The following is a 26,124-nucleotide window of genomic DNA, read 5'->3' on the forward strand; positions in this document are numbered from 1 at the left end:
TGTTTTTCGCACGTGCAGCGCGAATGAAACATTTCGAAATGATTGACACATATTGCTGCAAATCGGCCGGACTAGCTTCTCTTTAACGGGCTGGGACAACCTGAGACTTCGCCTTTAGGAATTTATCGGTTGAAGGTTCTTACCTCAGGTAGTTTCATACCCAATAGGAAACGACCTCGAACAAACCGGGGCGCCTTCTAAAGGGAAGAAACGAATATGGTAGGGTCGGCCAGCGCCTCGTCGCGCGGGGAGGACACTTTTCCGAAAATCCTGATGCGCAACGCAAAGGTATTCGGAAACCGGACAGCATTCCGGGAAAAGGATCTGGGCATCTGGCAAAGCTGGACCTGGTCCGAGGTGTCAGATGAAATCCGCGCATTCTCCATCGGATTGAAAACTCTGGGTCTGGAGCCAGGAGACAAAATCGCAATCGTCGGATCGAACCGGCCACGACTTTATTGGTCCATGGTCGCAGCGCAGGCCATCGGCGCAGTGCCCGTGCCCGTCTATGCTGACAGTGTTGCGGAAGAGATGGCGTATGTTCTCGGACATGCCGAGGTCAAATTTGCTGCTGTTCAGGACCAGGAACAGGTCGATAAATTGCTGTCGATGACAGACGAAGTTACGTCGCTGAAGCACATTGTTTATGACGAACCGCGCGGACTTCGCGATTACGACCACACCCATCTGCACGATTTTGACTCCGTCGGCGATCTGGGCCGTGAGCAATTGTCGAAATCCGCATCTCTTGCAGCCGAATGGGAGCAGGGCTTTGCCGAGAGCAAAGGCAGCGATATCGCGGTGATGCTTTATACGTCCGGCACGACCGGGCGCCCCAAAGGTGTGATGCTGTCATTCGACAATCTGGTGATCTCGGCCAGAAACGCCAATGTCTTCGACCATCTGAATGAGACCGAAGAAGTCCTGGCCTATTTGCCCATGGCCTGGATCGGCGACCACGTCTTTTCCCTGGCGCAGGCTTTTACTGCTGGATACTGCGTCAACTGTCCAGAAGGCATGGACACCATTGACGTAGACCGTCGCGAAATTGCACCGACCTATTTCTTCGCACCGCCGCGCGTATTTGAAAACATGCTCACCATGATCATGGTGCGGATGGAGGATGCCGGAAAAACCAAACGCGCCATGTTCAACTATTTCATGGATCTGGCGCGGAATGTCGGCGAGAAAATCCTCAATGGCGAAGACGTCGGCCTGAAGAATCGACTTCTCTATAAGCTGGGAGAATTCTGCGTCTACGGGCCACTCAAGAATCGCATGGGCCTGACCCGTATGAAGGTGGGCTACACCGCGGGCGAAGCCATCGGCCCCGAAATTTTTCAGTTTTACCGGGCGCTCGGCCTGAACCTCAAGCAACTTTATGGCCAGACTGAAGCCAGTGTTTACATCACTCTACAGCCGGATGGAGAGATCTTCGGAGACACGGTCGGAAAGCCCGCCCCGGATGTGGAGCTAAAAATCGCCGACAGCGGCGAAGTCATGTACCGGTCGCCTGGCGTGTTTGTGGGCTATTTCAAGAATGACGAGGCGACTGAAAAGACCAAGACCGCAGACGGATGGGTTCACACCGGAGACGCCGGCATCATTGCCGAAAACGGCCATCTGAAAATCATCGACAGGGCCAAGGATGTCGGCAAGCTCAATGACGGCGCTCTGTTCGCTCCGAAATACATCGAGAACAAGCTCAAGTTCTTCCCCAACATCAAAGAAGCCGTTGCTTTCGGGCATGAGCGGGACATGGTTGCCGTCTTTATCAATATCGATCTGACAGCCGTCGGGTCCTGGGCGGAGCGCAACAACGTCAACTATGCCTCCTATCAGGAGCTGGCCGCCAATCCCGATGTGTATGCGATGATCGAAAGTCATGTCGATCAGGTAAACCGGGACCTCTCCAAAGAGCCAATGATGGCGGGCGCTCAAGTCAGACGGTTCCTGATCCTGCACAAGGAGCTGGACGCGGATGACGGAGAACTGACACGGACGCAGAAAGTCCGTCGTTCTTTCATCGCAGAGCGTTATGACCCGCTGATCGAAGCGCTTTACGACGGTTCGACTTCCAAACACGTGAAGACCGAAGTGACCTTCGAAGATGGCCGCAAGGGCGCAATCGAAGCCACCGTCGAGATCCGCGACATGAATTCCTACGAGGCCGGCAAGGGCTTTCAGGAGGCTGCCGAATGAATGCCCTGGTATCGGAAAAGGAACTGGAGCCGGCCGGCTCCTCTGAACCGTCCGCGCGCGAGGAATTGCTGCGTGTCGACAATGTCTCGCTGTCTTTCGGAGGGGTCAAAGCGATCACGGACATTTCCTTCGATATCTTGAAGGGAGAGATTCGCGCGATCATCGGCCCGAACGGTGCCGGCAAGACGTCGATGCTCAACGTCATAAACGGGTTTTATCATCCCCAGCACGGTACAATTACCTGGCAAGGAAAAGTGCGGCGGAAGATGAAACCCTATGAGGCCGCCAGCCAGGGAATTGCCCGGACATTCCAGAATGTTGCCCTGTTCAAGGGAATGACCACTCTGGACAATATCATGTCCGGCAGATCATTGAAAATGAACAAGAATTTCTTTTGGCAGCTGATGTGGCGCGGCCCGGCCGAGCGTGAAGAGATCGAGCATCGCAAGAAGGTCGAGGATATTATCGATTTCCTCGAAATTCAGGCAATCCGCAAGACGCCGGTCGGGCGTTTGCCATACGGCCTGCAAAAGCGGGTCGAACTTGGCAGAGCGCTCGCCATGGAGCCTGATCTTCTTTTGCTTGATGAGCCGATGGCCGGCATGAACCTGGAAGAAAAAGAAGACATGAGCCGGTTCATTCTCGATGTGAACCAGGAATTCGGAACAACCATCGCGCTGATTGAACATGACATGGGAGTTGTCATGGACCTTTCCGACCGTGTGGTGGTTCTCGACTACGGCAAAAAGATCGCTGATGGCGCGCCTGAGGAAGTTCAGGCCAATCAGAATGTGATCGATGCATATCTCGGCGTGAGCCACTAGGGGGAAACTGGACCATGCTTTACGACATTTTCATCGACCCCTTTGTCCAAATGTACGAAATGCCGGATTTCTTCCTGCAGGTTCTTTGGGAAGGTTTCGTCGCCGGGATTCTTTATGCGCTGATTGCACTCGGCTTTGTGCTGATTTTCAAGGCGTCGGGTGTCTTCAACTTTGCCCAAGGCATTATGGTCGTTTTCGCAGGTCTTACACTGGTTGGACTGCACGAAAACGGGGTTCCCGCCTATGTTGCCCTGCTCTTGACCATCGGCGTGATGGGCATACTGGCCTATGGGGTTGAACGGGTTGTGATGCGACCGCTGGTGAACCAGCCTGACATCATCCTTTTGATGGCGACCATCGGTCTGACATACTTCCTGATCGGATTTGGCGAATTTGTTTTCGGTGGTGAGCCGAAGCAGATGATTTCCGAGGAGCTCGGTCTGCCAACAGGGTCGACGGCGTTTGAATTCGGCGAGCGCGGGCTTGTCATTCTGCAGCATATCGATATTGCCGCGGCCGTCATTGCTGTCATCATGGTGGCCGCGCTTGGGGTCTTCTTCAACAAGACACGGATTGGCCGCGCGCTGCGCGCGGTTGCCGATGATCACCAGGCAGCTCTGTCGGTCGGCATTTCACTCAATCAGATCTGGGCGATTGTCTGGTTCGCTGCAGGTCTGGTCGCGCTGGCAACGGGCATCATGTGGGGCGCGCGCTCCGATGTGTCCTTCGCGCTTGAAATCGTTGCATTCAAGGCCCTTCCGGTTCTCATCCTGGGCGGCTTTACCTCCATTCCGGGCGCTATCGTCGGCGGTCTCATCATCGGTTTCGGCGAAAAGATTGGCGAGCTCTATTGGGGAGGCCTTGTCGGTGGCGGCATTGAATCCTGGCTCGCCTATATCATCGCACTGATCTTCCTGCTGTTCCGGCCTCAAGGCCTGTTCGGTGAACGCATCATCGAGCGGATTTAAGACAAAGAGGCTCCTGAACAATGTTTTATCGTGAAGCTGGCCAGTTCAAGACAAGCTACAAGGCGGATCAGGCTCTCATGCCGATCCTTCAGGACCGGATCGGTCTGTGCGTCATCCTTGTCGTTGCCTTTGTGATCATTCCGGCATTTGCCAACGACTTTTTCCTGACGTCCATCATGATCCCGTTCCTGGTGTTCTCACTGGCGGCGATCGGGCTCAACATCCTGACCGGCTACTGCGGACAGCTGTCGCTGGGTACCGGCGCATTTATGGGTGTTGGCGCATATGCGGCCTACAAATTGACCACGATCTTCCCTGACGCCAATGTCATCTTGATGGTTCTGCTATCGGGTGTCTTTTCGGCAGCTATCGGCGCAATCTTCGGTTTGCCGAGCCTGAGGATCAAGGGCCTTTATCTGGCTGTGACAACCCTGGCGGCCCAGTTCTTTCTGGAATGGTGTTTCATCCGGATCGGCTGGCTTTACAACTACAACGCCTCCGGTGCGATTGAAGTCCCGCACCGCGAAGTGTTCGGCATTGTTGCCTCCGGTGCGGAAGCAACACCGATTGTTCGCTACTTCATCGTGCTATGCATCACCGCGGGAATTGCATTTCTGATGGCCAACGTGCTGCGGGGCCGTATCGGGCGGTCCTGGATGATGATCCGCGACATGGACATCGCCGCCGAACTCATGGGTATCCGGCCGCTACAGACCAAGTTGATGGCTTTTGCAGTGTCATCCTACATCTGCGGCGTTGCCGGTGCGATGATGGTGTTCTTCTGGCTGAATGCCGCGGAGCCGTCCTCCTATTCGATCTCGCTGTCCTTCCAGGTCCTGTTCATGGTGATCCTGGGTGGGTTGGGCAGCCTCAGCGGTGCGTTCATGGGGGCTGCCTTTATCTGGATCCTGCCTGTGTTCCTGAAATTCATTCCAGGCACGCTTGGAATCCAAATCGCTGCTGAAACGGTTGAACATGTCACGTTCATGATCGTCGGGGCATTGATCATCTTCTTCCTGATTGTCGAGCCGCATGGTTTTGCCAGGCTCTGGCAAATCGCGAAGCAAAAGCTAAGGGTCTGGCCGTTCCCTTACTAGGGAATGCCAGCCTTTTCGCCCGCCATCCGGATTTGGACCGATCCGGGGAGGAATGGCGCAACTGGTCTGGCGGTGTCGGGTGGTCCGGCTCCGCATGGGAGGTGAATATGAAAACTATCATGCAACTTGCGCTTGGAACCGCTGTTGCTCTTGGGGTCGGGCTTTCCGGCGCCATGACAACGGTGGCCCAGGCAGAAGACAGCAACTACGTGCCGCTGCTGACTTACCGGACCGGTCCGTTTGCAGCGTCCGGCATTCACATCGCGAACGGCATGCATGACTATCTGAAGATGCTGAACGAGCGCGACGGTGGTATCGGCGGTGTCAAGCTGGAGCTGGAAGAATGTGAGACCGGCTACAACGCCCAGAAAGGTGTTGAATGCTACGAAGCGACCAAAGGCAAGGGAGCGCTGGTCTATAACCCTTATTCCACCGGTATTACGCTGCAGCTGATCCCGAAGGCGGGCGTTGACAAGATCCCGGTCCTGTCCATGGGCTACGGTCTTTCTGCTGCTGCCGATGGCTCGGTTTTCCCATGGGTGTTCAATGTTCCTGACACATACTGGGACGGCGCTTCCGTCGTCATCAAATATATCGGGGAACAGGAAGGCGGCCTGGAGAACCTGAAGGGCAAGAAAATCGGCTACATCTTCCTGGATGCCGGTTATGGCCGTGAGCCGATCCCGCTTCTGGAGCAGCTCGCCGAAAAATACGGCTTTGAACTGCTTCAATATCCGGTCGGCGTGAAAGAAATGCAGAACCAGTCCTCACAATGGCTGAATGTGCGCCGTGACCGTCCTGACTACATGGTTATGTGGGGTTGGGGAGCAATGAACCCGACCGCCATCAAAGAAGCGGTCAAGATCCGGTTCCCGATGAACAAGTTCATCGGTGTGTGGTGGTCCGCAGGTGACGACGATGCAGCGGCTGGCGGCGATGGCGCCAAGGGCTACAAGGCGATGAATTTCTCCGGTGTCGGCAGCGATTTCCCTGCGCTTGATGACATCAAGAAACACGTGGTTGACGCTGGCCTCAGCTCCACCGACGCGGAAACCATTGGCGGTACGCTTTACAACCGCGGTGTTTTGAACTCCGTGATCATTGCGGAAGGCATTCGGACCGCACAGGAATTGACCGGCAAGAAAGTCATCACCGGCGAAGACATGCGTATGGGTCTTGAAGCCCTCAATCTGGATGAAGCTCGTCTGGAAGAGTTGGGCCTGAAAGGCTTCGCGCATCCGATGAAGGTCACATGTGAAGACCATGCCGGCAGCCATCCTGTGTTTATCCAGGAGTGGGACGGCAAGGCTTGGCGCCAGGCATCCGGCTGGATTGAGCCGATGACCGATCTGGTTCGTCCGATGCTGGAAAAGGCCGCGGCTGAATATGCCGAAAAGAATGCGCCTTGGCCGGCACGCACTGAACCCTGCCCGAACTGATCGGCAGTCTGCTCCGCCGCGCTCAGTCGTGCGGCGGGGCCTTACAGGAGAAGACGGAATGGCATTGCTGGATGCAGAACAGCCTGGTGGGGAAGCAGCCGTTGAGACGGCCGAAACGATCCTGTCGGTCAATAATATCGAAGTTATCTACGACCACGTGATCCTCGTGCTCAAGGGCGTTTCGCTGACAGTTCCGCAAGGCGGTATCGTCGCTTTGCTCGGAGCCAACGGTGCCGGCAAGACGACAACCTTGAAGGCTGTCTCCAATCTTCTTGGCGCTGAACGCGGCGAAGTCACCAAGGGCAAGATCCTGTTTGACGGGTCTGAAGTTCAGGCGCTATCGCCGAATGATCTGGTCCGGCGCGGTTGTATCCAGGTGATGGAAGGTCGCCACTGTTTCGGGCACCTCTCCATAGAAGAGAATTTGCTGACGGGAGCCTACACCCGAAAAGACGGTCACGGTGCCATCAAGGCAGACCTTGACATGGTCTATACGTATTTTCCGCGCCTGCGTGAGCGGCGCAACAGTCAGGCGGGTTACACCTCCGGTGGTGAACAGCAGATGTGTGCCATCGGCCGGGCGCTTATGAGCCGACCGAAGATGATCCTGCTCGATGAGCCCAGCATGGGACTAGCGCCGCAACTCGTTGAAGAGATCTTCGAGATTGTGCGGCAGCTCAATCAGAATGAAGGCGTTTCTTTCCTCCTGGCGGAGCAGAACACCAACGTTGCGCTGAAATACGCAACATATGGCTACATCCTCGAATCCGGACGGATCGTGCTTGATGGCGATGCCAAGGCTCTGCGCGAGAATGAGGACGTGAAGGAATTCTATCTGGGCGTTGGTGGCGAAGGCCGCCGCTCGTTCCGAAATGTCAAGCACTACAAGCGAAGGAAGCGCTGGCTGGCCTGACCAAGCAGGCCGAAACAGGCGGAGACGACCATGAGCGACACACAGTTTGACACGCGCGAGCGGCAAGACCCTGCTCAGCGCGAACAGGATCTTTTTGCCAAACTGCCGGATCTTCTTAAGAACGCGGTAGCCAACGCGCCCGGTTGGGCGGCCCATCTTCAAGGCCAGGATATTGCCCAAATCGGTGACAGGAGTGCATTGGCAGGTTTGCCTGTCCTGCGAAAATCCGACCTCATGGAAAAGCAAAAGGCCAATCCGCCCTTTGGTGGCTTTCTGGCCGGCACGCTTGAAGGCGCTGCCAGAGTTTTCATGTCACCAGGCCCGATCTGGGAGCCGCAGGCACCGGGTCTTGACGCCTGGAACGGCGCGCGCAGCCTGTTTGCTGCCGGATTTCGGAAAGGAGACGTCGTACTGAATGCGTTTTCCTATCACCTGACACCCGGAGGCTTTATTTTGGATCAAGGCGCAATTGCCCTTGGTTGCACGGTTTTTCCTGCCGGCGTGGGCAATACCGACACGCAGGTCGAAGCAATAGAAGTGCTCAAACCAGCCGGTTTCGTTGGAACACCTGACTATCTGAAGGTCCTCCTGGACCGCGGCCGGGAACAGGGCAGGGATGTCTCCTCCATCAAGAAAGCCCTTGTTTCCGGCGGCGCTCTGTTTCCGTCACTCAGGCAGGAATACGAAGACCAGGGCATCCGGGTCGGGCAATGCTATGCGACTGCCGACCTCGGCGTGATTGCCTATGAAACAGAAAGCCAAGACGGCATGGTGGTCAATGAGGACTATATCGTTGAGATCGTTCGTCCCGGCACTGGCGAGCCGGTCGCCGAAGGTGAGGTGGGTGAGTTGGTTGTGACCAATTTCAACACTCTCTATCCGTTGATCCGTTTTGCAACAGGTGATCTTTCCAAAATCGTGCCTGGTCGGTCAGGTTGCGGGCGCACCAATATGCGGCTTGCGGGCTGGATGGGACGCGCGGATCAGCGCACCAAAATCAAGGGGATGTTTGTCGACCCGGCGCAGATTGCGCAAATTGTGGCGGCCCATCCGGAAGTGCAAAAGGCGCGTCTTGCCGTTGTGCGGCAAGGTGAAGCAGACGCGATGACATTGTCTGTTGAAACGGAGGCTGTCGAGAACGGATTGTCTGAACGTGTGGCCGCAACCTTGCGTGATGTCACACGCCTGAAAGGGGAAATTCATCTCGTCCCACCAGGGGGATTGCCAAACGATGGCAAGGTCATCGCTGATGAGCGAGAGTATGGTTGATACCAACCTCGGCTGGGCTGAAGGAACCCATGCCATCAGGTGATCCGGTGCTTTCCTCACTCGTATGACATATGCCGCATTGGCCTTATCGCGTGCGTGGCTTATGTAAGGCAGTAGAGTGACCGAGAGATTGAGGAAAACCCCCGCCGATGACTGTGCAACCGTCCGCTCCCTTGACTGCTGAAAGCGAGGCAGATTTCAAGACCGTCAAATTGCCGGAAGGCCACCCTTCGGTAAAGAGCGGCAAGGTCGGCATTTTGCTTGTCAATTTGGGGACGCCGGATGCAACCGACTATTGGTCGATGCGCCGATATTTGCGCGAATTCCTGACGGACAAACGCGTGATCGAGTGGCCCAAGGCGGTCTGGTATCCGATCCTTTTCGGAATAGTGCTCATGACCCGACCCGGAAAGTCGGGCAAAGCATATGATGAGATCTGGAACCACGACAAGGACGAGTCTCCGCTTCGCACAATCACGCGAAGCCAGTCCGACAAACTTTCAGACATCCTTGGCGATGACAACGGGCGGATTCACGTCGACTGGGCAATGCGTTACGGTCAGCCTTCGATACCGGACCGGCTCAAGGCTCTGAAAGACGCTGGGTGCGACCGAATTCTGGTTTTCCCGCTTTACCCGCAATATTCGGCAACCACGACTGCAACGGTCAATGATGTGGTCTGCAAGTCTCTTCTAAAAATGCGCTGGCAGCCAGCTATCCGCACCGTTCCGCCCTATCACGACGATCCCGTATATGTGAAGGCACTTGCAAAATCGGTTGAGAACCACCTTGAGAGCCTGGATTTCGAGCCGGATGTCGTTCTGACATCATATCACGGCATTCCGCAGTCCTACTTCAAGCGCGGGGACCCCTATCACTGTCATTGTATGAAGTCGACGCGCCTGATGCGTGAGGTCCTTGGCTGGGATGATCAAAAACTGCGCGTGACCTTCCAGTCACGGTTCGGGCCTGAGGAATGGCTCCAGCCTTATACCGACAAGACCGTCGAAAAACTTGCCAAGGACGGCGTGAAGAACGTCGCCGTCATGAACCCGGGTTTTGTATCGGATTGTCTGGAAACACTCGAAGAGATTGCTGGCGAAGCCGGAGAGATCTTTGAGGAAAGCGGAGGAGAGAACTTCACTCATATTCCGTGTCTGAATGACAGCGAACTCGGCATGGACGTGATTGCTCATATTGTCCGCCGCGAACTGGGTGGCTGGATCTGAAGGCCAATTGCCACAGAACGGCTCTGAGATCCGGCCATAAATCCGCAAAGTTTCGACGCATCCCCCAAGAATGAGCGCGCGTTTTTAGGTTTGTGCCAACACAAGCCATCAAAAAGTGCGCGCAATGCGTTGGAGCCTTCGGCGTTAAACTCTTTGAAGTTGGGGTAGTTCGCGATTAACTGCGTTTGGCGACAGCATTGACAAATTTGCATATTACCGGTTGCAACACCCGTTTGCTCGGGTCACAAGGGGAAGACGCTGGAACAGGGCGGTGAAACAACGCATAGTGGCCGCAGACTTCAATTATTTCCGGGAGATATTCATGCCAATCGCGGGATTTGACATTTTTCTGATCGGCCTCGTGCTGCTGGTCATTCTGGTTTTCTTCGCAGGCGTGAAAACCGTGCCGCAGGGCTATAACTATACGATCGAACGTTTTGGGAAGTATCGTAAGACCCTGACACCCGGCCTGAATTTCATTGTGCCCTTTGTCGACAAAATCGGTCACAAGCTGAACATGATGGAGCAGGTTCTGGATGTTCCCACCCAGGAAGTGATTACGCGTGACAATGCTACGGTCAGCGCAGACGGGGTGACGTTTTATCAAGTGTTGGATGCCGCACGGGCCGCCTATGAAGTGCTTGGCCTGCAGAACGCGATCCTGAACCTGACAATGACCAACATCAGGTCGGTCATGGGATCGATGGATCTCGACAGCCTCCTGTCAAACCGCGATGAAATCAACGCCAAGATCCTTCGGGTCGTGGATGCTGCGGCGGAGCCCTGGGGGGTCAAGATCACGCGTATCGAGATCAAGGACATCAATCCACCGCGCGACCTTGTTGATGCGATGGCCAGGCAGATGAAGGCTGAGCGAGACAAACGCGCCGCCATTCTGGAAGCTGAAGGCAAGCGTCAGTCGGAGGTTCTCAAAGCCGAAGGTGAAAAGCAGTCGCTGATCCTGGAAGCCGAAGGCCGCAGGGAATCCGCGTTCCGTGATGCGGAGGCGCGCGAACGCGAGGCAGAAGCAGAAGCCAACGCGACACGTATGGTGAGCGAGGCCATCGCGGCGGGCGATGTTCAGGCCATCAACTACTTCGTGGCCAATAAATATGTCGAAGCGTTCCAGGCTCTCGCTACATCCAGAAATCAGAAAACTCTGATCTTGCCAATGGAATCGACATCGCTACTGGGTGCATTGACCGGTATTGGTGAAATCGCGAAGGAAGCGTTCGGTGACAGCAAGGGTGGATCAAGAAACGCGTCCGGCATACCGAATACGGGCCCGAACGAGGGGGATGACCGGTGAGCCTGGTCGAAAGCACAATTGCAGCGCTCGGGCCATGGAGCTGGTTCGTTCTTGGCCTGTTTCTACTCGGGTTGGAAATCCTGGCGCCCGGTACGATTTTCCTTTGGTTCGGCCTGTCGGCGCTGGTCGTTGGGGTCGTATCGCTCCTTTTTGATTTTGCCTGGCAGGTCGATGTCGGACTGTTTCTGGTGCTGTCGTTGGCCAGCCTGTTGATCGGCAGGCGCTTGATGAGAAACCTGGCTTCAGAAAAGGGAGACCCGGGTCTCAACCAACGCGGCAGCCGGTATATCGGCAGAGAATTCACACTGGCTGCGCCACTGAATGAAGGCGCCGGCAAGTTATCCATCGACGATACGATCTGGCGGATTACGGGTCCCGATTTACCGGCAGGAACAAAAGTGCGCGTTGATTCGATCGACGGCGCTCGCCTAGTTGTTTCACCAGCTGAGTGAACTTGTGCTTCCCGGTCAGTTTGCCGAGGCTTGTTTTCAAAGACTCAGGGCTTATGGCCTGGCGGTATCGGTGGCTCTTCTGCCTTGAGAAGGATGCCGATGCGCCTGTTGGCGGCAAGATATGGGTCGTTTGGAAAGAGCGGTTCGGTATCCGATTTACCGACGACTGCATAGAACTGATCGCCGGGAACACCATATTCCGCCAGGATCTGACGCGCGATATTGGCTCTTTCGCTGGATAGATCCCAACCCGTGTAACTCGGGTTGGAAGGGATTTGGCCAGCGGTCGTGTGGCCTGTGATTTCCACGCGGTTCGGCATCTTTGCCAGGACAGGCGCCATTTTTGCGATCAGGCGCCGTGTTGTTTCATAGGGGTACTTGGACCCTTCGCGGAACATTGATCGGCCGTCCTGGTCGACCAGCATGATGTTGAGGCCGTCTTCGGTTTCCTCAAGAATGATGTTGTTGGAGATCTCCGTAATTTCGGGCATCTCCTGCCAGGCTTGGCGCAAAGAGGCAGCCGCGGTCGCGAACTGGCGCGGTTTTTCGATTTCCGCTTCCAACGTGTCGTGCGTGTTCGCTTCCGGTCCCTGTTTGCGACGCTTTTCGTGACGCTCCGTGGCGAAGTCGGAGTCTACTTCCTGTTCGACCTGACTGATGTCCTTCATGTAATCGCGGATCGGGATGCCCTCGACCTCGATAATCCCGGTCTTGCGAGCTGAATCCTTGACGCCAAAGGCTTCACGCATCGAACCGGCGACGACTTGCAGTTTTTCCTTGTCCTGAATGGAAAAGGAAATGATCAAAACGAAGAAACAAACAAGCAGCGACATCAAGTCAGCGAATGTGACCAGCCAATCTGGAGCGCCGCCACCGCCTTGTGCCTTTTTCTTCTTAGCCATTGTTTCCTGTCCGCGTTAGGCGGCTTCCGCAAGCTCGGTTCGCATCTTTTCAGGCAGATATGCCACCAACATCTCTTTGATAAGCGCTGGACTCTTTGATTCTCTGATTTGGCAAACGCCGTCGATGATCAGAGTCTGACTGAGGTCATCGACATCGAACTTTGCGTCCAACTTGTCCACCAAAGGCAGACAGATGATATTGGAAACAAGCGCACCATAGAGCGTTGTCAGAAGCGCAACAGCCATGGAAGGACCAATGGCTGCAGGGTCGTCCATGTTGGCCAGCATCTGCACCAGACCGACAAGCGTCCCGATCATTCCGAAGGCCGGTGCCGAATCACCAAGTGCCTTGAAAACGCGTTTTCCTTCCGACAGGCGAGAGAGTTGAAGGTCGCGTTCGCGCTCCATCGCCTCCTTGATGAATTCCAGTTCATAGCCGTCAGCGACATATTGTACGCCTTTTGCCAGGACTGGATCGGAAACATCGACGTTTTCAAGTCCCAGAGGACCGGACTTGCGTACGATTTCGCCAAGGTTCGTAATTTCGGAGATAAGATCTCGCGGACTCGCGTTTTTTCCCGCAAGAGCAACCTTGAAGCCTGTTACGAAGGCGGCAAGGATATCCGATAGCTGAAATCGAATCAGAGTGGCGGCAAGGCCGCCACCAAGCACGATCAGGATCGACGGGATGTCGATGAATTGACCGAAGCTACCGCCCAGGAAAACGGCGGTGATCACGACGCCGAATGCACCGATTATGCCGATTAATGTCGCCAGATCCATTCTGTACACACACCAGTGTTTGTGGCGTTCAAGCCATTGAAACTTCGGGTCAGTGTAAGTGGGTTATGGCTAATCAAATCCTAATGAACGGCAGAATGCGCGCCGGGACATTCAGTTTTTCCCGTGCGTGACGCAATTGTGAAGGCTATTCGGGTGTCAGGCCGCGCCGATACGCAGCAGGTCGTGCAAGTGCACAATACCAACCGGACGACCATCCTCGACAACGAATACGGACGTGATCGAGAGTGAGTTCACAAGTTCCAGGATAGACGCGGACAAGGTATCCGGCGTAACGGTTTTCGGCGCCGGTGTCATGATTTCACCGGCCGTTTTTTCCAGCAGGTTGGAAGCAACATGCCGGCGCAAGTCACCATCGGTAATGATGCCGACCAGCTGGCGCAGCTCATCCGTGACACCCAGAACGCCGAAGCCTCTCTGAGTCATCAGCACGATCCCCTCGCTCATCAAGGTTGAGGCCGGTGTCAGCGGCATCCGATCTTCCGAATGCATAATGTCTTTCGCGGACTTCAAACTTGCACCGAGGCGCCCACCCGGATGGAAGACCCGAAAATCCTGCGCCGTGAACCCGCGGCCTTCAAGCAATGCAACTGCCAGGGCATCGCCGATGGCCAGTTGAATAAGCGCCGATGTCGTTGGTGCGAGGCCATGAGGACATGCTTCCGTCACGCTTGGCAACTTCATCACGAGGTCCGCTGCGCGACCCAGAGTGCTGTCCTGGCGCGATGTGATGGCGACAAGAGGAACTTTAAATCGGCGGGTGTAACTGACGATACCGGCAAGTTCCTGGGTCTCACCAGACCACGACAAAGCCAGTACGACGTCCTGATCCGTAATCATGCCAAGGTCGCCATGGCTGGCTTCGCTTGCATGCACAAAAAAGGAAGGTGTTCCGGTCGACGCCAGACTGGCGGCGATTTTCGTGCCGATGTGACCACTTTTGCCGATTCCGGTGACGATGACGCGCCCTGGGCTCTTTCGGATCAGGTCGAAAGTCTGCTGGAAACTGGCTGAAAGCCCGTTTTTCAATGCGGCTCTAACCGCGCTCAAGCCTGCGATTTCTGTTTCCAATGTGCGTTCTGCGGAAACAAGACAATGAGACGCAATGTCATTTGTCTCTTCTGAAACGGCATCGAGCAACGGCTTGGTCATTGAATGCAACTTTTCTTTTTCTTGAATGGTGTAGCTCTAGGCCAGTCTCTTCAGAGGATCAAGAACCTGTGATCTTTTAAATGCATTAGAATTTGAATCTTTGTTCAAACTATCAAAATGCGAAAAAGAAACGAAGCATTAACCAACCTTCGTCAGTTTGAACGAGATCCCGACGTCGACTGGTTCTACAAGCTATATGCGCCGCATTCTGCCCCTTTTTGTCTGTTTCGCCGCGTTGCAGGTAGCACCTGCAGCTGCGCAGACTGCTGTGACGGATTTGCGCGGCAGCGGTGACCCGGCAGAAGCTCTGGATGCGGAAGACACAGCGGATCAGGCAGCAAACTCTCAATCCAACCCGACACAAGCCAACGTTTTCGCGCTTCGCCGCACCCTTAATGCAGCTGCCGCTGAAACCGGATCGACTGGTCTTGGTACCAATGGCCGGGTGACGCCGGTTCGCCCGTTTTCTGATCGGATTGCGGCTGTCGGGAGGGCTGTACCGGTTTCCGGTCCTGGACTCGACACGAGCGTATTTGGCGGCGACACGACCTTTGATGCGGCGGACGGGATACGCCTTGGTTCGTTCACATTGGTACCGCAAGTGACGTTCATGACCGGTTATTCGGACAACACCGCCCAGTCGGCGGACGGAACCGCCGGCGGGCTTTACCGGATTTCACCGGATATCTCGCTTACCTCGGGATGGTCACGGCACCAGTTCGACGCTTCGCTGCGCGGAACCTATACAGGTTACCCTGAAAACTCCGACGACAATGACGCCTCGATATTTGCAGCCGCGAACCTGAGGCTGGATGTCAGCGAGGCGACACAGGTCACGACGGGCCTGGCTTATACGTTCACCCGTGAAGAAGATGGCAGCGCAGAATCAGCCAGCGGAACGGATAATGTTCACCAGCTCTCCGGAAGCCTCAGCGCAACGCGAAGTGTCGGTCTTCTAGCCGCAACCGCTGCGCTTGGCGCGGACCGCAGCATCTATACTGCTGACGAAGGTGGCACCACGAACAGTGATCGCGACAATACACTTTATTCGGCAAGCCTGAGGCTCGATGCCAATACAGGCAGTGTCATTGCGCCCTTTGTGGAAGGATCGTTGTTGCTGCGCCGGTTTGAAGAAGCCTGTAACGACAGTCTTTGCGAAAACCGCGATGCAAACGGGTATGAGTTGAGAGGTGGTGTCACAATCGCTTCGGGCCCCAAAATGAATGGGGAAGTTGGCGTTGGCTGGCGGATTGAAGACATTGACGATGATCGGTTGGACAGTTTGTCCGGTCTCGTTATCGATGGTTCGCTGGTCTGGTCTCCAAGCCGGCTCACAACCGTAACTGCAGGGCTTGGAACAAGCTTTGAGGCGACCGATATTGACGGCGCCAGCGGGTCGATTATCTATTCTGGCGATATTCGGCTTGCCCATGCATTCAGCGACCGCCTGGTCGGAGAAACAGGGGTAGGGTACAGCTATCGAACCTATGAGGGTATATCGATCGAGGAAAGTACTTTGACCGGCTTTGGCGGTGTCACATTTGCATTGACGCAAAATGTGGCGATTACGGCTGACTACTCACATCGCCGGTTTGACAGCTCCGAAAGCGGAAGCGATTACTCGGAAAATGCGATTGAAGCCGGTCTTCGTTTCCGGCATTAACTATAAGCTAACCAAATAAGCAGCATTGATAGTGCCGGGGGCAGTACAACACGGACTTGGGCGTTAAGGAGGCCCTGATGCGGAGCTTTGCGTGGCAAACTTCTAACGTGATCAAGACGCTGTCCCGATTCATAGCGTCGCGAACAAAACCAAACCGGTCTGCTGGAAAGCATCGGCTCACGCGGCTGTTTCTTGCAGGCGTGTTGTCGGTTTCTGCCAATACGGCATTCGCAGATGCCGGATTTGATAAGTTTGTTCGAGGTTTCTGGCCAAAAGCCCAGGCTGTAGGGATTTCCGCCAATACCTATAATGCCGTCTTTACCGGCATGGAGCCGGACAACGACACGCTTAGGCTGATGAGCAAGCAGTCTGAATTTGTCAAACCCATCTGGGACTATCTGGACAGCGCTGTTTCCGACACACGGGTCGAAAAAGGCCGTGAACTGTTGCAGGAGTATGGTCCTGTCCTCAGACAGATTGAAGCTCGCTACGGCGTTGACCGGGAAGCGGTGCTGGCGATCTGGGGCATGGAAACCAACTACGGTGGTTTCATGGGACGCCACAATGTCATTCAAGCCCTGGCGACGCTTGCCTATGCTGCGCCTCGCAGAAAGAGTTTTTGGCAACGAGAGTTGCTGACCGCCCTGGCAATCGTGCAGGCAGGCCATGTTCGCTTCAAGGACATGGAAGGCTCTTGGGCCGGTGCCATGGGTCACACGCAGTTTATGCCGTCCAGCTGGAAAGCCTATGCTGCCGACTATAATGGCGATGGCCGCCGCGATATCTGGACATCGATACCCGATGCGCTTGCCTCAACCGCGAATTATCTGAAAAAGCATGGTTGGCAGACAGGCAAGACCTGGGGGTATGAAGTGCGGCTGCCGGCAGGTTTCGACTATAATCTTGCCGATGGCGAGAAAACGAAGACGCTCGGTGCATGGAGCAAGGCTGGCGTTCAACGGATCAATGGCAAGGGTTTTCCGCGTCCCTCGGACAAGGGCATTCTTGTGTTGCCCGCAGGCGCTAGTGGTCCGGCATTTCTGATGCTGCGTAATTTTTACGTCATCAAGCGATACAACAACGCGACTGCTTATGCTCTGGCTGTAGGCCATCTGGCGGATCGGATCATCGGCGGTGGTCCGCTTGCCGGCGACTGGTCACGCGAGCATATGCCCCTCAACCGAACTGAAACCGCAGAACTCCAGAAACTGCTGAACAGCCGGGGATTCTCGGTCGGGACAGCGGACGGTAAAGTCGGTCCAGCGACACGTCGGGGCATCCGGGCATATCAACGTTCGCGTGGCATGATCCCGGATGGATATGCATCCGTTGTTTTGCTGGCACGTTTGAAAGTCGACAGTTAAACTGCCGCCATCGCGCCGTCTAAGTTGACGGCGCCGGACAGGAGGCTTCTTTGCGTTTTACTGGTCCGATGGCGAGAAACTGGACCCCGGCAATCCGGTCAACACGGGTTGGACTGGTCTGTGTTCTGGCTGTCCTCTTTGGTGAGGTTCCAACCGCGTTGTCGCAGTCCGCTCCAGCGGGAGAAATAGTGGTGGCGCAAAACGGACCGCTGCGCGGGTTCAATCCGTTTGCTCCACTGCAAAGGCTCTTCGGCGGAGGCGCTGAAAGACGCCGGGAGCCTCAGAAACGTGTCAAGAAACGTCCCAGAGCAACACGACCAGCAGGTGCTGCACCCAGGTTTGAAGTCTTGCCGAAAGACCCGGATGCGGGGTTGGTCCTCGTTGTTGGTGACCGGATGGCACGAGGAGTGGCTGAAGGGCTGAAGTTCACACTGGCGGAAAAACCGCAGATCAGAGTGGAGCGGATCACCGAAGACAAAGCTGGTTTCACAGGTGAAACGCCTCCGGACTGGTCAACCCAGGTTCTGTCAAAAATCAGAGGTGCAGACGTCAAGGCAGTTGTCGTCATGATCGGGCGCCGCGATCTTGGAAAAACCTTTCCCGGGGACCCGCCAATCGAATTCATGACCGCGGAATGGCTCGATACCTACCGCAATAAGGTTGAAGCGCTTGTCAGGGTGGTCAGGCAGGAGAAGAAACCGATTATCTGGGCCGGTCTTCCACCGACGAATAACGAGCTGACCAACGGTGATTTCACACAATTGAATTCGCTGTTTCAGGGAGCCGCCGCTGATCGGCGTGTTCGGTATGTCGACATCTGGGATATCTTTCTGGCGGAAGACGGCAGTTATTCCTCCTTCGGTCCGGATGTCGATGGCAAAAATGCTCGGCTTAGAACCAATGACAGAATTGGCTTCACCTGGGCAGGCTATCGAAAAGTTGCGTTCTTCGTTGAACGAGAGCTCTCACGCATTCTTGGTGGCTATGGAGGGTTGGCCTTTGAAGGCGTCGAAGACGACCCGAATTTCATCGTTTTGACGGGGCGAACAACGTCTCCGGAAGCATTGCTCCTGGGCGGAGAGGAAGACAAGGCGATAGACCCCGACAGTGCCGCATATCGGTTTTTTGTCAAAGGCGAACCGCTGAAACCCATGCCCGGACGCGTTGACGATCCGCGGGTTGCGGTTGAGGGTACTTCTGCTCTTTCTGAAGGGCAACGGCCAAGCGGTTCCTGAGCAAAGGCGATAGTTCCAAAAAGGCCCGGTCAGCTGAGCAGACCGGGCCTTTTTATAAGGTCGGTAGTCGATCAGCGAGGCAGATCGGTCGAACCGGTCAGGAATTCGTCCACGGCGCGGGCTGCCTGACGGCCTTCCCGGATTGCCCAGACCACCAAAGACTGCCCTTTGCGCACGTCACCGGCAGCGAAAACCTTGTCGAGACTGGTCTTGTAGTCGTCGGTGTTGGCCTTCACGTTGGTACGACCGTCAAGTTCCAGCTTGTCGCCGGCTTCAGCGATATAGGTCTCAAGCAAGGGGCCAGAGAATCCGATGGCAGCCAGAACCAGGTCCGCGCGGAGGATAAATTCCGTGCCTTCGATCGGCCGGCGTTTTTCATCGACGCGTGCGCATTTCACACCCGTAACCGTTCCGTCTTCGCCAACAAGGGAAAGTGTTGCGGCGGAAAACTCACGTTCAGCCCCTTCGGCCTGCGATGACGACGTACGGAATTTGGTCGGCCAATATGGCCACACCGTCAACTTGTCTTCCTTCAGCGGTGGGATCGGACGAATATCGAGCTGAGTGACGGAAAGTGCACCTTGACGGAAAGCGGTACCGACACAGTCGGATGCAGTATCGCCGCCGCCGATGACGACGACATGTTTGCCACCTGCCCAGATCGGCGCTTCATCGCCTTCAGGTTCGCCGCCAACGCGTCGGTTCTGCTGAACCAGATAAGGCATTGCCCAATGACAGCCTTCAAGCTCCATTCCAGTGACGCCAGGGTCGCGGGGGCGCTCAGCGCCGGCGCACAGGATCACGGCGTCGTGGCGCTCGGTCAGTTCTTCCATGCTGACGGTCACGCCGACATTGACGCCATAATGGAACGTGACACCTTCGCCTTCCATTTGCTCGACACGGCGATCAATATAGTGTTTTTCCATCTTGAAGTCGGGAATGCCGTAGCGCAGCAATCCACCAGCGCGCGGCTCGCGCTCGTAGACATGCACCGTATGGCCCGCACGGGCGAGCTGTTGTGCAGCCGCCATGCCTGCCGGACCAGACCCGATGATGGCAACGGCCTTGCCGGTTTTTGTCGCCGACGGTTCTGGTACAATCCAGCCCTGTTCAAATCCCTTGTCAGCGATTGCCTGCTCAACACTTTTGATGTTTACCGGGATGTCTTCCAGGTTGAGCGTGCAGGCCTCTTCGCAAGGCGCGGGACAAATGCGGCCGGTGAACTCCGGGAAGTTGTTTGTCGAATGCAGGTTCCGAAGCGCGATGTCCCAGTCGCCCTGAAACACCAGGTCGTTCCAGTCGGGAATCTGGTTGTTGACCGGGCAACCGGTCGGACCGTGACAGAACGGGATGCCGCAATCCATGCAGCGTGCTGCCTGATTTGCGACTTCCTGATCGTTCAGCGGAATCGTGAACTCTTTGAAATGGCGGATACGATCTGAAGCAGGTTGATACTTCTGTTCCTGCCGATCGATTTCCAGAAAACCGGTTACCTTACCCAAGGCGACCTCCTCAAAACGTTTCTCTTCCACATGGCGGCTCGATTGACCGCTTCAGTTGGCCAAGAGCCTGTTTGTTCAAGTGCCTGATTATTCGGCTGCGACCATTCCAAGCCGTTGCTCTTCCATCTCCCGGAGAGCGCGGCGGTATTCAACGGGCATGACCTTGACGAACTTCGGCCGGTAGGTGGCCCAGTCGTCCAGGATGGTTTGCGCCTTGGTCGAGCCGGTATACTCCACATGCTTGGTCAGCATTTGCCGCAGTCGCTCGTCATCATGGCGCGTCATGTCGCAGGACAGGTCAACACGCCCCTTATGCTCGATGTCGCCGCCATGGTGATGGAGCTTCTCGAGAAGATCGTCCTCTTCTGTCACCGGCTCCAGATCAACCATGGCCAGATTGCAGCGGGTGCCGAAGGAACCATCTTCATCCAGAACGTAAGCGATGCCGCCGGACATGCCTGCCGCGAAGTTGCGGCCAGTCTGACCGATAACGACAACCACACCGCCGGTCATGTATTCACAACCGTGGTCGCCAACGCCTTCAACGACCGCGATGGCGCCGGAATTGCGAACGGCAAAGCGCTCACCAGCAACACCACGGAAATAGCACTCACCTTCCGTTGCGCCGTAAAGCACCGTGTTTCCGACGATGATCGAGTTTTCGGCCACAATACGGGTGTTTTCCGGTGGCCGGACGATCAGCCTTCCTCCGGCAAGACCCTTGCCGACATAGTCATTAGCATCACCGACAAGATCAATCGTTACACCGCGTGCGACAAACGCACCAAAGGCCTGACCGGCAGTCCCTTTGAGGTTGATCTTCAAGGTGTCAGGCTTTTTCAGACCCTTGTTGCCGTAGCGTTTGGCTATTTCACCGGACAGCATCGCACCGACAGAACGGTCGACGGAGCAGATCGTTTCATCGATGACGGTCGGCTCCTTGCTTTCCAGCGCGGGAGCTGCCGCCGCAATCAGGCGGCGGTCGAGAATGTCGTCGATCGGGTGCACCTGGCGCTCGGTCCAGCGTGTTTCTTCAGGAGCGGCTTCAGGCTGGAAGAAGATTCGCGAGAAATCGAGACCCTTGGCCTTCCAGTGTTCGAGAGCGGCGTCCTTGTCGAGGAAGTCGGACCGACCGATCAGATCGTCCAGTTTGGCAATGCCAAGGCTTGCCATCAATTCACGGACTTCTTCTGCAACATAGAAAAAGTAATTGATGACATGTTCAGGCGTGCCCTTGAAGCGCTTGCGCAGCACAGGATCCTGAGTTGCGATCCCGACCGGGCAGGTGTTGAGGTGACACTTGCGCATCATCAGGCAACCAGCTGCAATCAGAGGTGCAGTTGAGAAACCGAATTCGTCGGCTCCGAGCAATGCCCCGATAATAACGTCCCGTCCGGTGCGCAGTCCGCCATCCACCTGCAGCGCGATGCGCGAGCGCAGGCCGTTTAGCACCAGCGTTTGCTGTGTTTCTGCAAGACCGATTTCCCATGGAGAACCGGCATGCTTGATGGAAGTCAGCGGGGATGCACCCGTGCCGCCGTCGTAACCGGAAATCGTGATGTGGTCCGCGCGGGCCTTGGCAACACCTGCCGCAACCGTGCCGACACCCACTTCCGATACCAGCTTGACGGAGATATCAGCTGCGGAATTGACGTTCTTCAGGTCATAGATGAGCTGTGCCAGATCCTCGATCGAATAGATGTCGTGGTGCGGTGGCGGTGAAATCAATCCAACGCCAGGTGTGGAATGGCGCACTTTCGCGATGACCGCGTCTACCTTGTGACCCGGCAGCTGGCCACCTTCGCCAGGCTTTGCACCCTGAGCGACCTTAATCTGGATCATGTCGGAATTGACGAGATACTCTGTGGTGACGCCGAAGCGTCCCGATGCCACCTGTTTGATCGCGGACCGCTGCGGATTGCTTGAACCGTCCGGCAGCGGATTGAAACGCTCGGGTTCCTCACCACCTTCGCCCGTGTTCGATTTGCCGCCAATCCGGTTCATGGCGACTGCGAGGGTCGAATGTGCTTCGCGGGAGATCGAACCGAAGGACATCGCGCCCGTCACAAAGCGTTTGACTATCGCTTCTGCCGGCTCGACCTGTTCGATCTCAATCGGCTGCTGACCGATTTCCGAAGCGCCTTTGATGCGGAAAAGGCCCCGGATGGCATAGCGACCGCTTTCCTCGTTCACCTGCTTTGCGAAAGAACGGTACATGTCCGGCAAGTTTGAGCGTACTGCATGCTGCAACGTGGCGATGGAGTCCGGCGTCCACATGTGGCTTTCGCCGCGTGTGCGGTAAGCATATTCACCGCCCACGTCCAGCGACCGTCTCAAGATGGCAACATCGCCGAAAGCTTCAGCGTGACGCAGTACCGTTTCTTCCGCGACTTCATCAAGGCCGATGCCCTCGATCATGGTCGCGGTGCCGAAGAAGTATTTCTTGATGAAGTCCGAGGACAAGCCGACAGCATCAAATATCTGCGCGCCGCAATAGGATTGATAGGTCGAGATGCCCATCTTGGACATGACCTTCAAGATACCCTTGTCGATCGATTTGATGTAGCGCTCAACAACCTCGAACTGGTCGACTTCTTCAGGGAAGTCCATTTCCATGTGCATGGAAAGAAGAGTTTCAAAGGCCAGGTAAGGATTGATGGCTTCAGCCCCAAAGCCGGCCAGAACGCAGAAGTGATGAATCTCACGCGCTTCACCGGTCTCCACCACCAGACCAACTGATGTGCGCAGACCTTTGCGGATCAGATGGTGGTGAACAGCAGCCGTTGCCAGGAGCGCCGGGATGGCAATCCTGGACCGACTGATCAGTCGGTCGGACAGAATAATGATGTTGTAGCCGTCTCGAACCGCTTTTTCAGCGCGTTGGCAAAGCTCATCGAGCGCGCCTTCCATGCCGTCAGCGCCTTTCTCGGCACTATAGGTCGTGTCGAGCGTCTTCGCGGAGAACTGGTTGTCGGCGATGTCGCCAATCGCACGGATCTTTTCCAGATCCTCGTTCGTCAGGATCGGCTGACGGACTTCCAGACGCTTTGATGTCGACTGGCCTTCGAGATCGAAGATGTTCGGGCGCGGACCGATGAAGGACACCAGGCTCATCACCAGTTCTTCACGGATCGGGTCGATCGGTGGGTTGGTGACCTGCGCAAAATTCTGCTTGAAATAGGTATACAGCAGCTTCGACTTGTCGGAGAGCGCCGAAATCGGCGTGTCCGTACCCATCGAACCAATGGCTTCCTGGCCAACGGTCGCCATCGGCGTCATCAGAAGTTTGATATCTTCCTGCGTATAGCCGAAGGCCTGTTGACGATCGAGCAGACTTTCCCCGGCAACCGGAGCTCTTTGGCGAACGCCCGGCAGATCTTCCAGAACGATTTGAGTGCGATGCAGCCAGTCCTTGTAGGGATTGGCAGTCGACAGTTGGCGCTTGATTTCGTCGTCGGAGACGATGCGGCCTTCCTCAAGATCGATGAGCAGCATCTTGCCTGGCTGCAAACGCCATTTCTGAACGATACGCTCTTCATCGACTGGCAGCACGCCAACTTCAGAGGACATGATGACGAAGTCATCGTCGGTGACGATGTAACGGGCCGGGCGAAGGCCGTTCCGGTCCAGTGTCGCACCGATCTGACGACCGTCGGTAAAGGCAACAGCAGCCGGACCGTCCCACGGCTCCATCATGGCTGCGTGATACTCGTAAAAAGCCCGCCGGTTGTCGTCCATCAACGGGTTGCCCGCCCAGGCTTCCGGGATCAGCATCATCGCCGCATGTGCAAGCGAGTAGCCGCCCATGACGAGAAATTCCAGGGCGTTATCGAAACAGGCGGTATCCGACTGGCCTTCATAGGAGATCGGCCAGAGCTTGGAGATATCATCGCCGAGCAGTGTTGAGGAGACTGATGCCTGGCGCGCGGCCATCCAGTTGACGTTTCCTCGAAGCGTGTTGATTTCGCCGTTATGGGCTACCATCCGATAGGGATGGGAGAGATCCCAGGACGGGAAAGTGTTCGTGGAGAAGCGCTGGTGGACAAGAGCGAGAGCGGAGGTGAATCTCGCGTCCTTCAGGTCTGAATAATAGGCACCGAGCTGGTAAGCGAGGAACATGCCTTTATAAACGATCGTGCGGCTCGACAGGGAAACGATATAGAAGCCCTTGGAGACAGCATCGGTCTCAGCGCGTACGGTGTTGGAAATCACCTTGCGCAATACATAAAGACGACGTTCGAAGGCGTTCTGATCGTCGCTTGCCGCTTTGCGAATGAAAAGCTGCCGGGATACTGGTTCTGTTGCGGCGATATCCGGAGCCTTTGAGAGCGAGGAATTGTCAACCGGCACATCGCGCCAGCCGATCATGTCCTGGCCTTCCTCGGCAATGGCACGATCAACAATTTCTTCGCATTTGGCGCGAAGGGCGTCGTCCTGCGGCAAGAACACGAAGCCCACACCGTATTCGCCTTCGGCCGGCAAAGGCGTGCCTGCCTTTGCCATCTCTTCTGCAAAAAAGGCGTGCGGGATCTGCACAAGCATGCCAGCGCCATCGCCCATGAGCGGATCTGCGCCAACCGCACCGCGGTGGGTCAGGTTCTCAAGAACCTGCAATCCATCGGAAACGATCTTGTGCGATTTCACACCCTTCAGGTGGGAAACGAAACCCACGCCACAGGCATCGTGTTCGCGCGACGGATTGTAGAGCCCTTTGTCGGCGGCCGTGCCCAGTCGTTCGGCAAGTGTTGCGGTCGCAGCGGTTTTTTCGTCCGCGCGCCCGGCTTGCATGGCTGTGCTGGTCGTCAGCTCTTTAATCGTCATGTGCGCCCTCACTGTTTACCCCAGTGCCGCCGTGGCTGAAGCGTCCGGTTTCGTTCGGGTCGCATTCCATCAAGAATGCGGCTCGGCGAACCCTGGCTTAGCTGCCCCGGCTCTGTCGTTGTATTTACCGCGCCGGCTTCTTAACACAAACCGCCGCATTGACGCAGCGGCGTTACCGCTGCCGGAAATTCTCATTCCGCTTTTCGCAGATCCATTTGGATCTCACGAATGGTCATCCTGATCATTGCTCCAGCCCGTTCATTACCGCAGGTCCGGATTTACCGCAACAATTGGGACAGTATCCCTGTCCTATTTCAGGCGGCGCGAACATGACAGATTTCTCAGTCAGGAGCAAGAGTGTTTCTTGTTGCGCGCATTATAATTGTTTCGCGCAAAAAGTTCCATGTGTCCGGATAGCTCAAATGCGAGGTGTTTTGTGTAAGATTCTTGCGTCTGGTAATCTTTGTGGGCATGTGCTCGCAAAATAGTCACAGCCGTTTGATTTCCTATTTATCAGCAATATGCTCATGTACAGGTTGAGCCGCGCTGCTCGCCGCTAAGCGTTGGCCAATACTGGATATAAGGTTCGACCAGAGGAGTTTGAAATGAAGCATAAGGCTATGTCCGCTGCAATCGTCGCAGGTGCCGTCGCAACAGCTGTTGCAGGTCTGTCCACCACGACTACCCCGGCTCATGCGCAGGCCAAAGAAAAATGCTATGGCGTTTCCCTGAAAGGCCAGAACGACTGTAAAGCCGGTGCCGGCACGACCTGCGCAGGCACGTCCACAGTCGACTATCAGGGCAATGCCTGGACGCTGGTTCCAAAAGGCACATGCGTCAGCATGGAAGTACCGGGCGACCGCAAAGGCTCTCTGACTGAGCTTAACCGCGACCTTCCTGAAGCCTGATTGTCAGGCTGACAGCGCCGATATTCGGCAGAAATTTCAGGCAGACGGGTCACCGTCCGTCTGCCTGACAACCA

19 protein-coding genes are annotated in these 26,124 nt (G+C 55.8%); 14 read left to right on the forward strand and 5 right to left on the reverse strand.

Annotated features, from left to right (window positions below; genetic code table 11):
- The first annotated feature begins 273 nt into the window (after positions 1–273).
- The 10 genes from FIV00_RS05705 to FIV00_RS05750 all read left to right on the forward strand — a co-directional run bounded on the left by FIV00_RS05705 (position 274) and on the right by FIV00_RS05750 (position 11,702).
- A complete protein-coding gene (locus FIV00_RS05705; RefSeq protein WP_247649345.1) occupies positions 274–2,202 on the forward strand; it encodes an AMP-binding protein in 1,929 nt (642 codons plus the stop codon).
- The gene (locus FIV00_RS05710; protein ID WP_152499842.1) at positions 2,199–3,026 is read left to right on the forward strand and encodes an ABC transporter ATP-binding protein; all 828 of its coding nucleotides are present in this window, start codon (positions 2,199–2,201) and stop codon (positions 3,024–3,026) included. Before FIV00_RS05705 ends, FIV00_RS05710 begins: the two co-directional genes overlap by 4 nt.
- Positions 3,027–3,040: 14 nt before the next feature.
- The gene (locus tag FIV00_RS05715; RefSeq protein ID WP_152499843.1) at positions 3,041–3,994 is read left to right on the forward strand and encodes a branched-chain amino acid ABC transporter permease; all 954 of its coding nucleotides are present in this window, start codon (positions 3,041–3,043) and stop codon (positions 3,992–3,994) included.
- 20 nt (positions 3,995–4,014) lie between these two features.
- Positions 4,015–5,091, forward strand: a complete 1,077-nt coding sequence (locus FIV00_RS05720; protein ID WP_152499844.1) for a branched-chain amino acid ABC transporter permease — start codon at positions 4,015–4,017, stop codon at positions 5,089–5,091.
- Between the two features lie 107 nt (positions 5,092–5,198).
- On the forward strand, positions 5,199–6,530 hold the full coding sequence (locus FIV00_RS05725; RefSeq protein WP_152499845.1) for an ABC transporter substrate-binding protein: 1,332 nt from the start codon (positions 5,199–5,201) through the stop codon (positions 6,528–6,530).
- 58 nt (positions 6,531–6,588) lie between these two features.
- Positions 6,589–7,443, forward strand: a complete 855-nt coding sequence (locus FIV00_RS05730; RefSeq protein WP_152499846.1) for an ABC transporter ATP-binding protein — start codon at positions 6,589–6,591, stop codon at positions 7,441–7,443.
- A 30-nt stretch (positions 7,444–7,473) separates the two neighbouring features.
- Positions 7,474–8,712: a phenylacetate--CoA ligase family protein gene (locus tag FIV00_RS05735; protein ID WP_152499847.1), complete on the forward strand. Its 1,239-nt coding sequence runs from the start codon at positions 7,474–7,476 to the stop codon at positions 8,710–8,712.
- Positions 8,713–8,861: 149 nt separating this feature from the next.
- The gene (gene hemH, locus FIV00_RS05740) at positions 8,862–9,941 is read left to right on the forward strand and encodes a ferrochelatase (protein ID WP_152499848.1); all 1,080 of its coding nucleotides are present in this window, start codon (positions 8,862–8,864) and stop codon (positions 9,939–9,941) included.
- Positions 9,942–10,269: 328 nt separating this feature from the next.
- Positions 10,270–11,250 (forward strand): SPFH domain-containing protein, encoded by a 981-nt coding sequence (locus tag FIV00_RS05745; protein ID WP_173006225.1) that lies wholly within the window; start codon positions 10,270–10,272, stop codon positions 11,248–11,250.
- A complete protein-coding gene (locus FIV00_RS05750; protein WP_152499850.1) occupies positions 11,247–11,702 on the forward strand; it encodes an NfeD family protein in 456 nt (151 codons plus the stop codon). The genes FIV00_RS05745 and FIV00_RS05750 overlap by 4 nt, the downstream gene beginning before the upstream one ends.
- Before the next feature lie 44 nt (positions 11,703–11,746).
- Here FIV00_RS05750 and FIV00_RS05755 read toward each other — a convergent pair whose 3' ends face one another.
- The 3 genes from FIV00_RS05755 to FIV00_RS05765 all read right to left on the reverse strand — a co-directional run bounded on the left by FIV00_RS05755 (position 11,747) and on the right by FIV00_RS05765 (position 14,557).
- Complete coding sequence (locus FIV00_RS05755; protein WP_152499851.1) at positions 11,747–12,604, reverse strand: flagellar motor protein MotB; 858 nt, start codon at positions 12,602–12,604, stop codon at positions 11,747–11,749.
- Positions 12,605–12,619: 15 nt separating this feature from the next.
- The gene (locus tag FIV00_RS05760; RefSeq protein ID WP_152499852.1) at positions 12,620–13,387 is read right to left on the reverse strand and encodes a motility protein A; all 768 of its coding nucleotides are present in this window, start codon (positions 13,385–13,387) and stop codon (positions 12,620–12,622) included.
- A gap of 156 nt (positions 13,388–13,543) precedes the next feature.
- Positions 13,544–14,557 (reverse strand): SIS domain-containing protein, encoded by a 1,014-nt coding sequence (locus FIV00_RS05765; RefSeq protein WP_152499853.1) that lies wholly within the window; start codon positions 14,555–14,557, stop codon positions 13,544–13,546.
- Between the two features lie 196 nt (positions 14,558–14,753).
- On the opposite strand from FIV00_RS05765, the gene FIV00_RS05770 reads away from it, so the two are divergent.
- The 3 genes from FIV00_RS05770 to FIV00_RS05780 all read left to right on the forward strand — a co-directional run bounded on the left by FIV00_RS05770 (position 14,754) and on the right by FIV00_RS05780 (position 18,819).
- Positions 14,754–16,220 carry an outer membrane beta-barrel protein gene (locus tag FIV00_RS05770; RefSeq protein ID WP_152499854.1) on the forward strand — a complete coding sequence of 489 codons (1,467 nt, stop codon included), beginning with the start codon at positions 14,754–14,756 and terminating at the stop codon, positions 16,218–16,220.
- A gap of 77 nt (positions 16,221–16,297) precedes the next feature.
- Positions 16,298–17,584 (forward strand): lytic murein transglycosylase, encoded by a 1,287-nt coding sequence (locus tag FIV00_RS05775; RefSeq protein WP_152499855.1) that lies wholly within the window; start codon positions 16,298–16,300, stop codon positions 17,582–17,584.
- Positions 17,585–17,634: 50 nt separating this feature from the next.
- Complete coding sequence (locus FIV00_RS05780) at positions 17,635–18,819, forward strand: DUF459 domain-containing protein (RefSeq protein ID WP_209006825.1); 1,185 nt, start codon at positions 17,635–17,637, stop codon at positions 18,817–18,819.
- A 71-nt stretch (positions 18,820–18,890) separates the two neighbouring features.
- Here the strand turns inward: FIV00_RS05780 and FIV00_RS05785 are convergent, their stop codons facing one another.
- Complete coding sequence (locus FIV00_RS05785) at positions 18,891–20,321, reverse strand: glutamate synthase subunit beta (protein ID WP_152499856.1); 1,431 nt, start codon at positions 20,319–20,321, stop codon at positions 18,891–18,893.
- Between the two features lie 87 nt (positions 20,322–20,408).
- Positions 20,409–25,142 carry a glutamate synthase large subunit gene (gene gltB / locus FIV00_RS05790; RefSeq protein WP_152499857.1) on the reverse strand — a complete coding sequence of 1,578 codons (4,734 nt, stop codon included), beginning with the start codon at positions 25,140–25,142 and terminating at the stop codon, positions 20,409–20,411.
- Between the two features lie 605 nt (positions 25,143–25,747).
- Between gltB and FIV00_RS05795 the strand changes: the two genes are divergently transcribed.
- A complete protein-coding gene (locus FIV00_RS05795) occupies positions 25,748–26,050 on the forward strand; it encodes a DUF2282 domain-containing protein (protein WP_152499858.1) in 303 nt (100 codons plus the stop codon).
- The last annotated feature ends 74 nt before the right edge of the window (positions 26,051–26,124 follow it).

Source organism: Labrenzia sp. THAF82 (genome assembly GCF_009363435.1).
GTDB classification, from domain to species: domain Bacteria; phylum Pseudomonadota; class Alphaproteobacteria; order Rhizobiales; family Stappiaceae; genus Roseibium; species Roseibium porphyridii.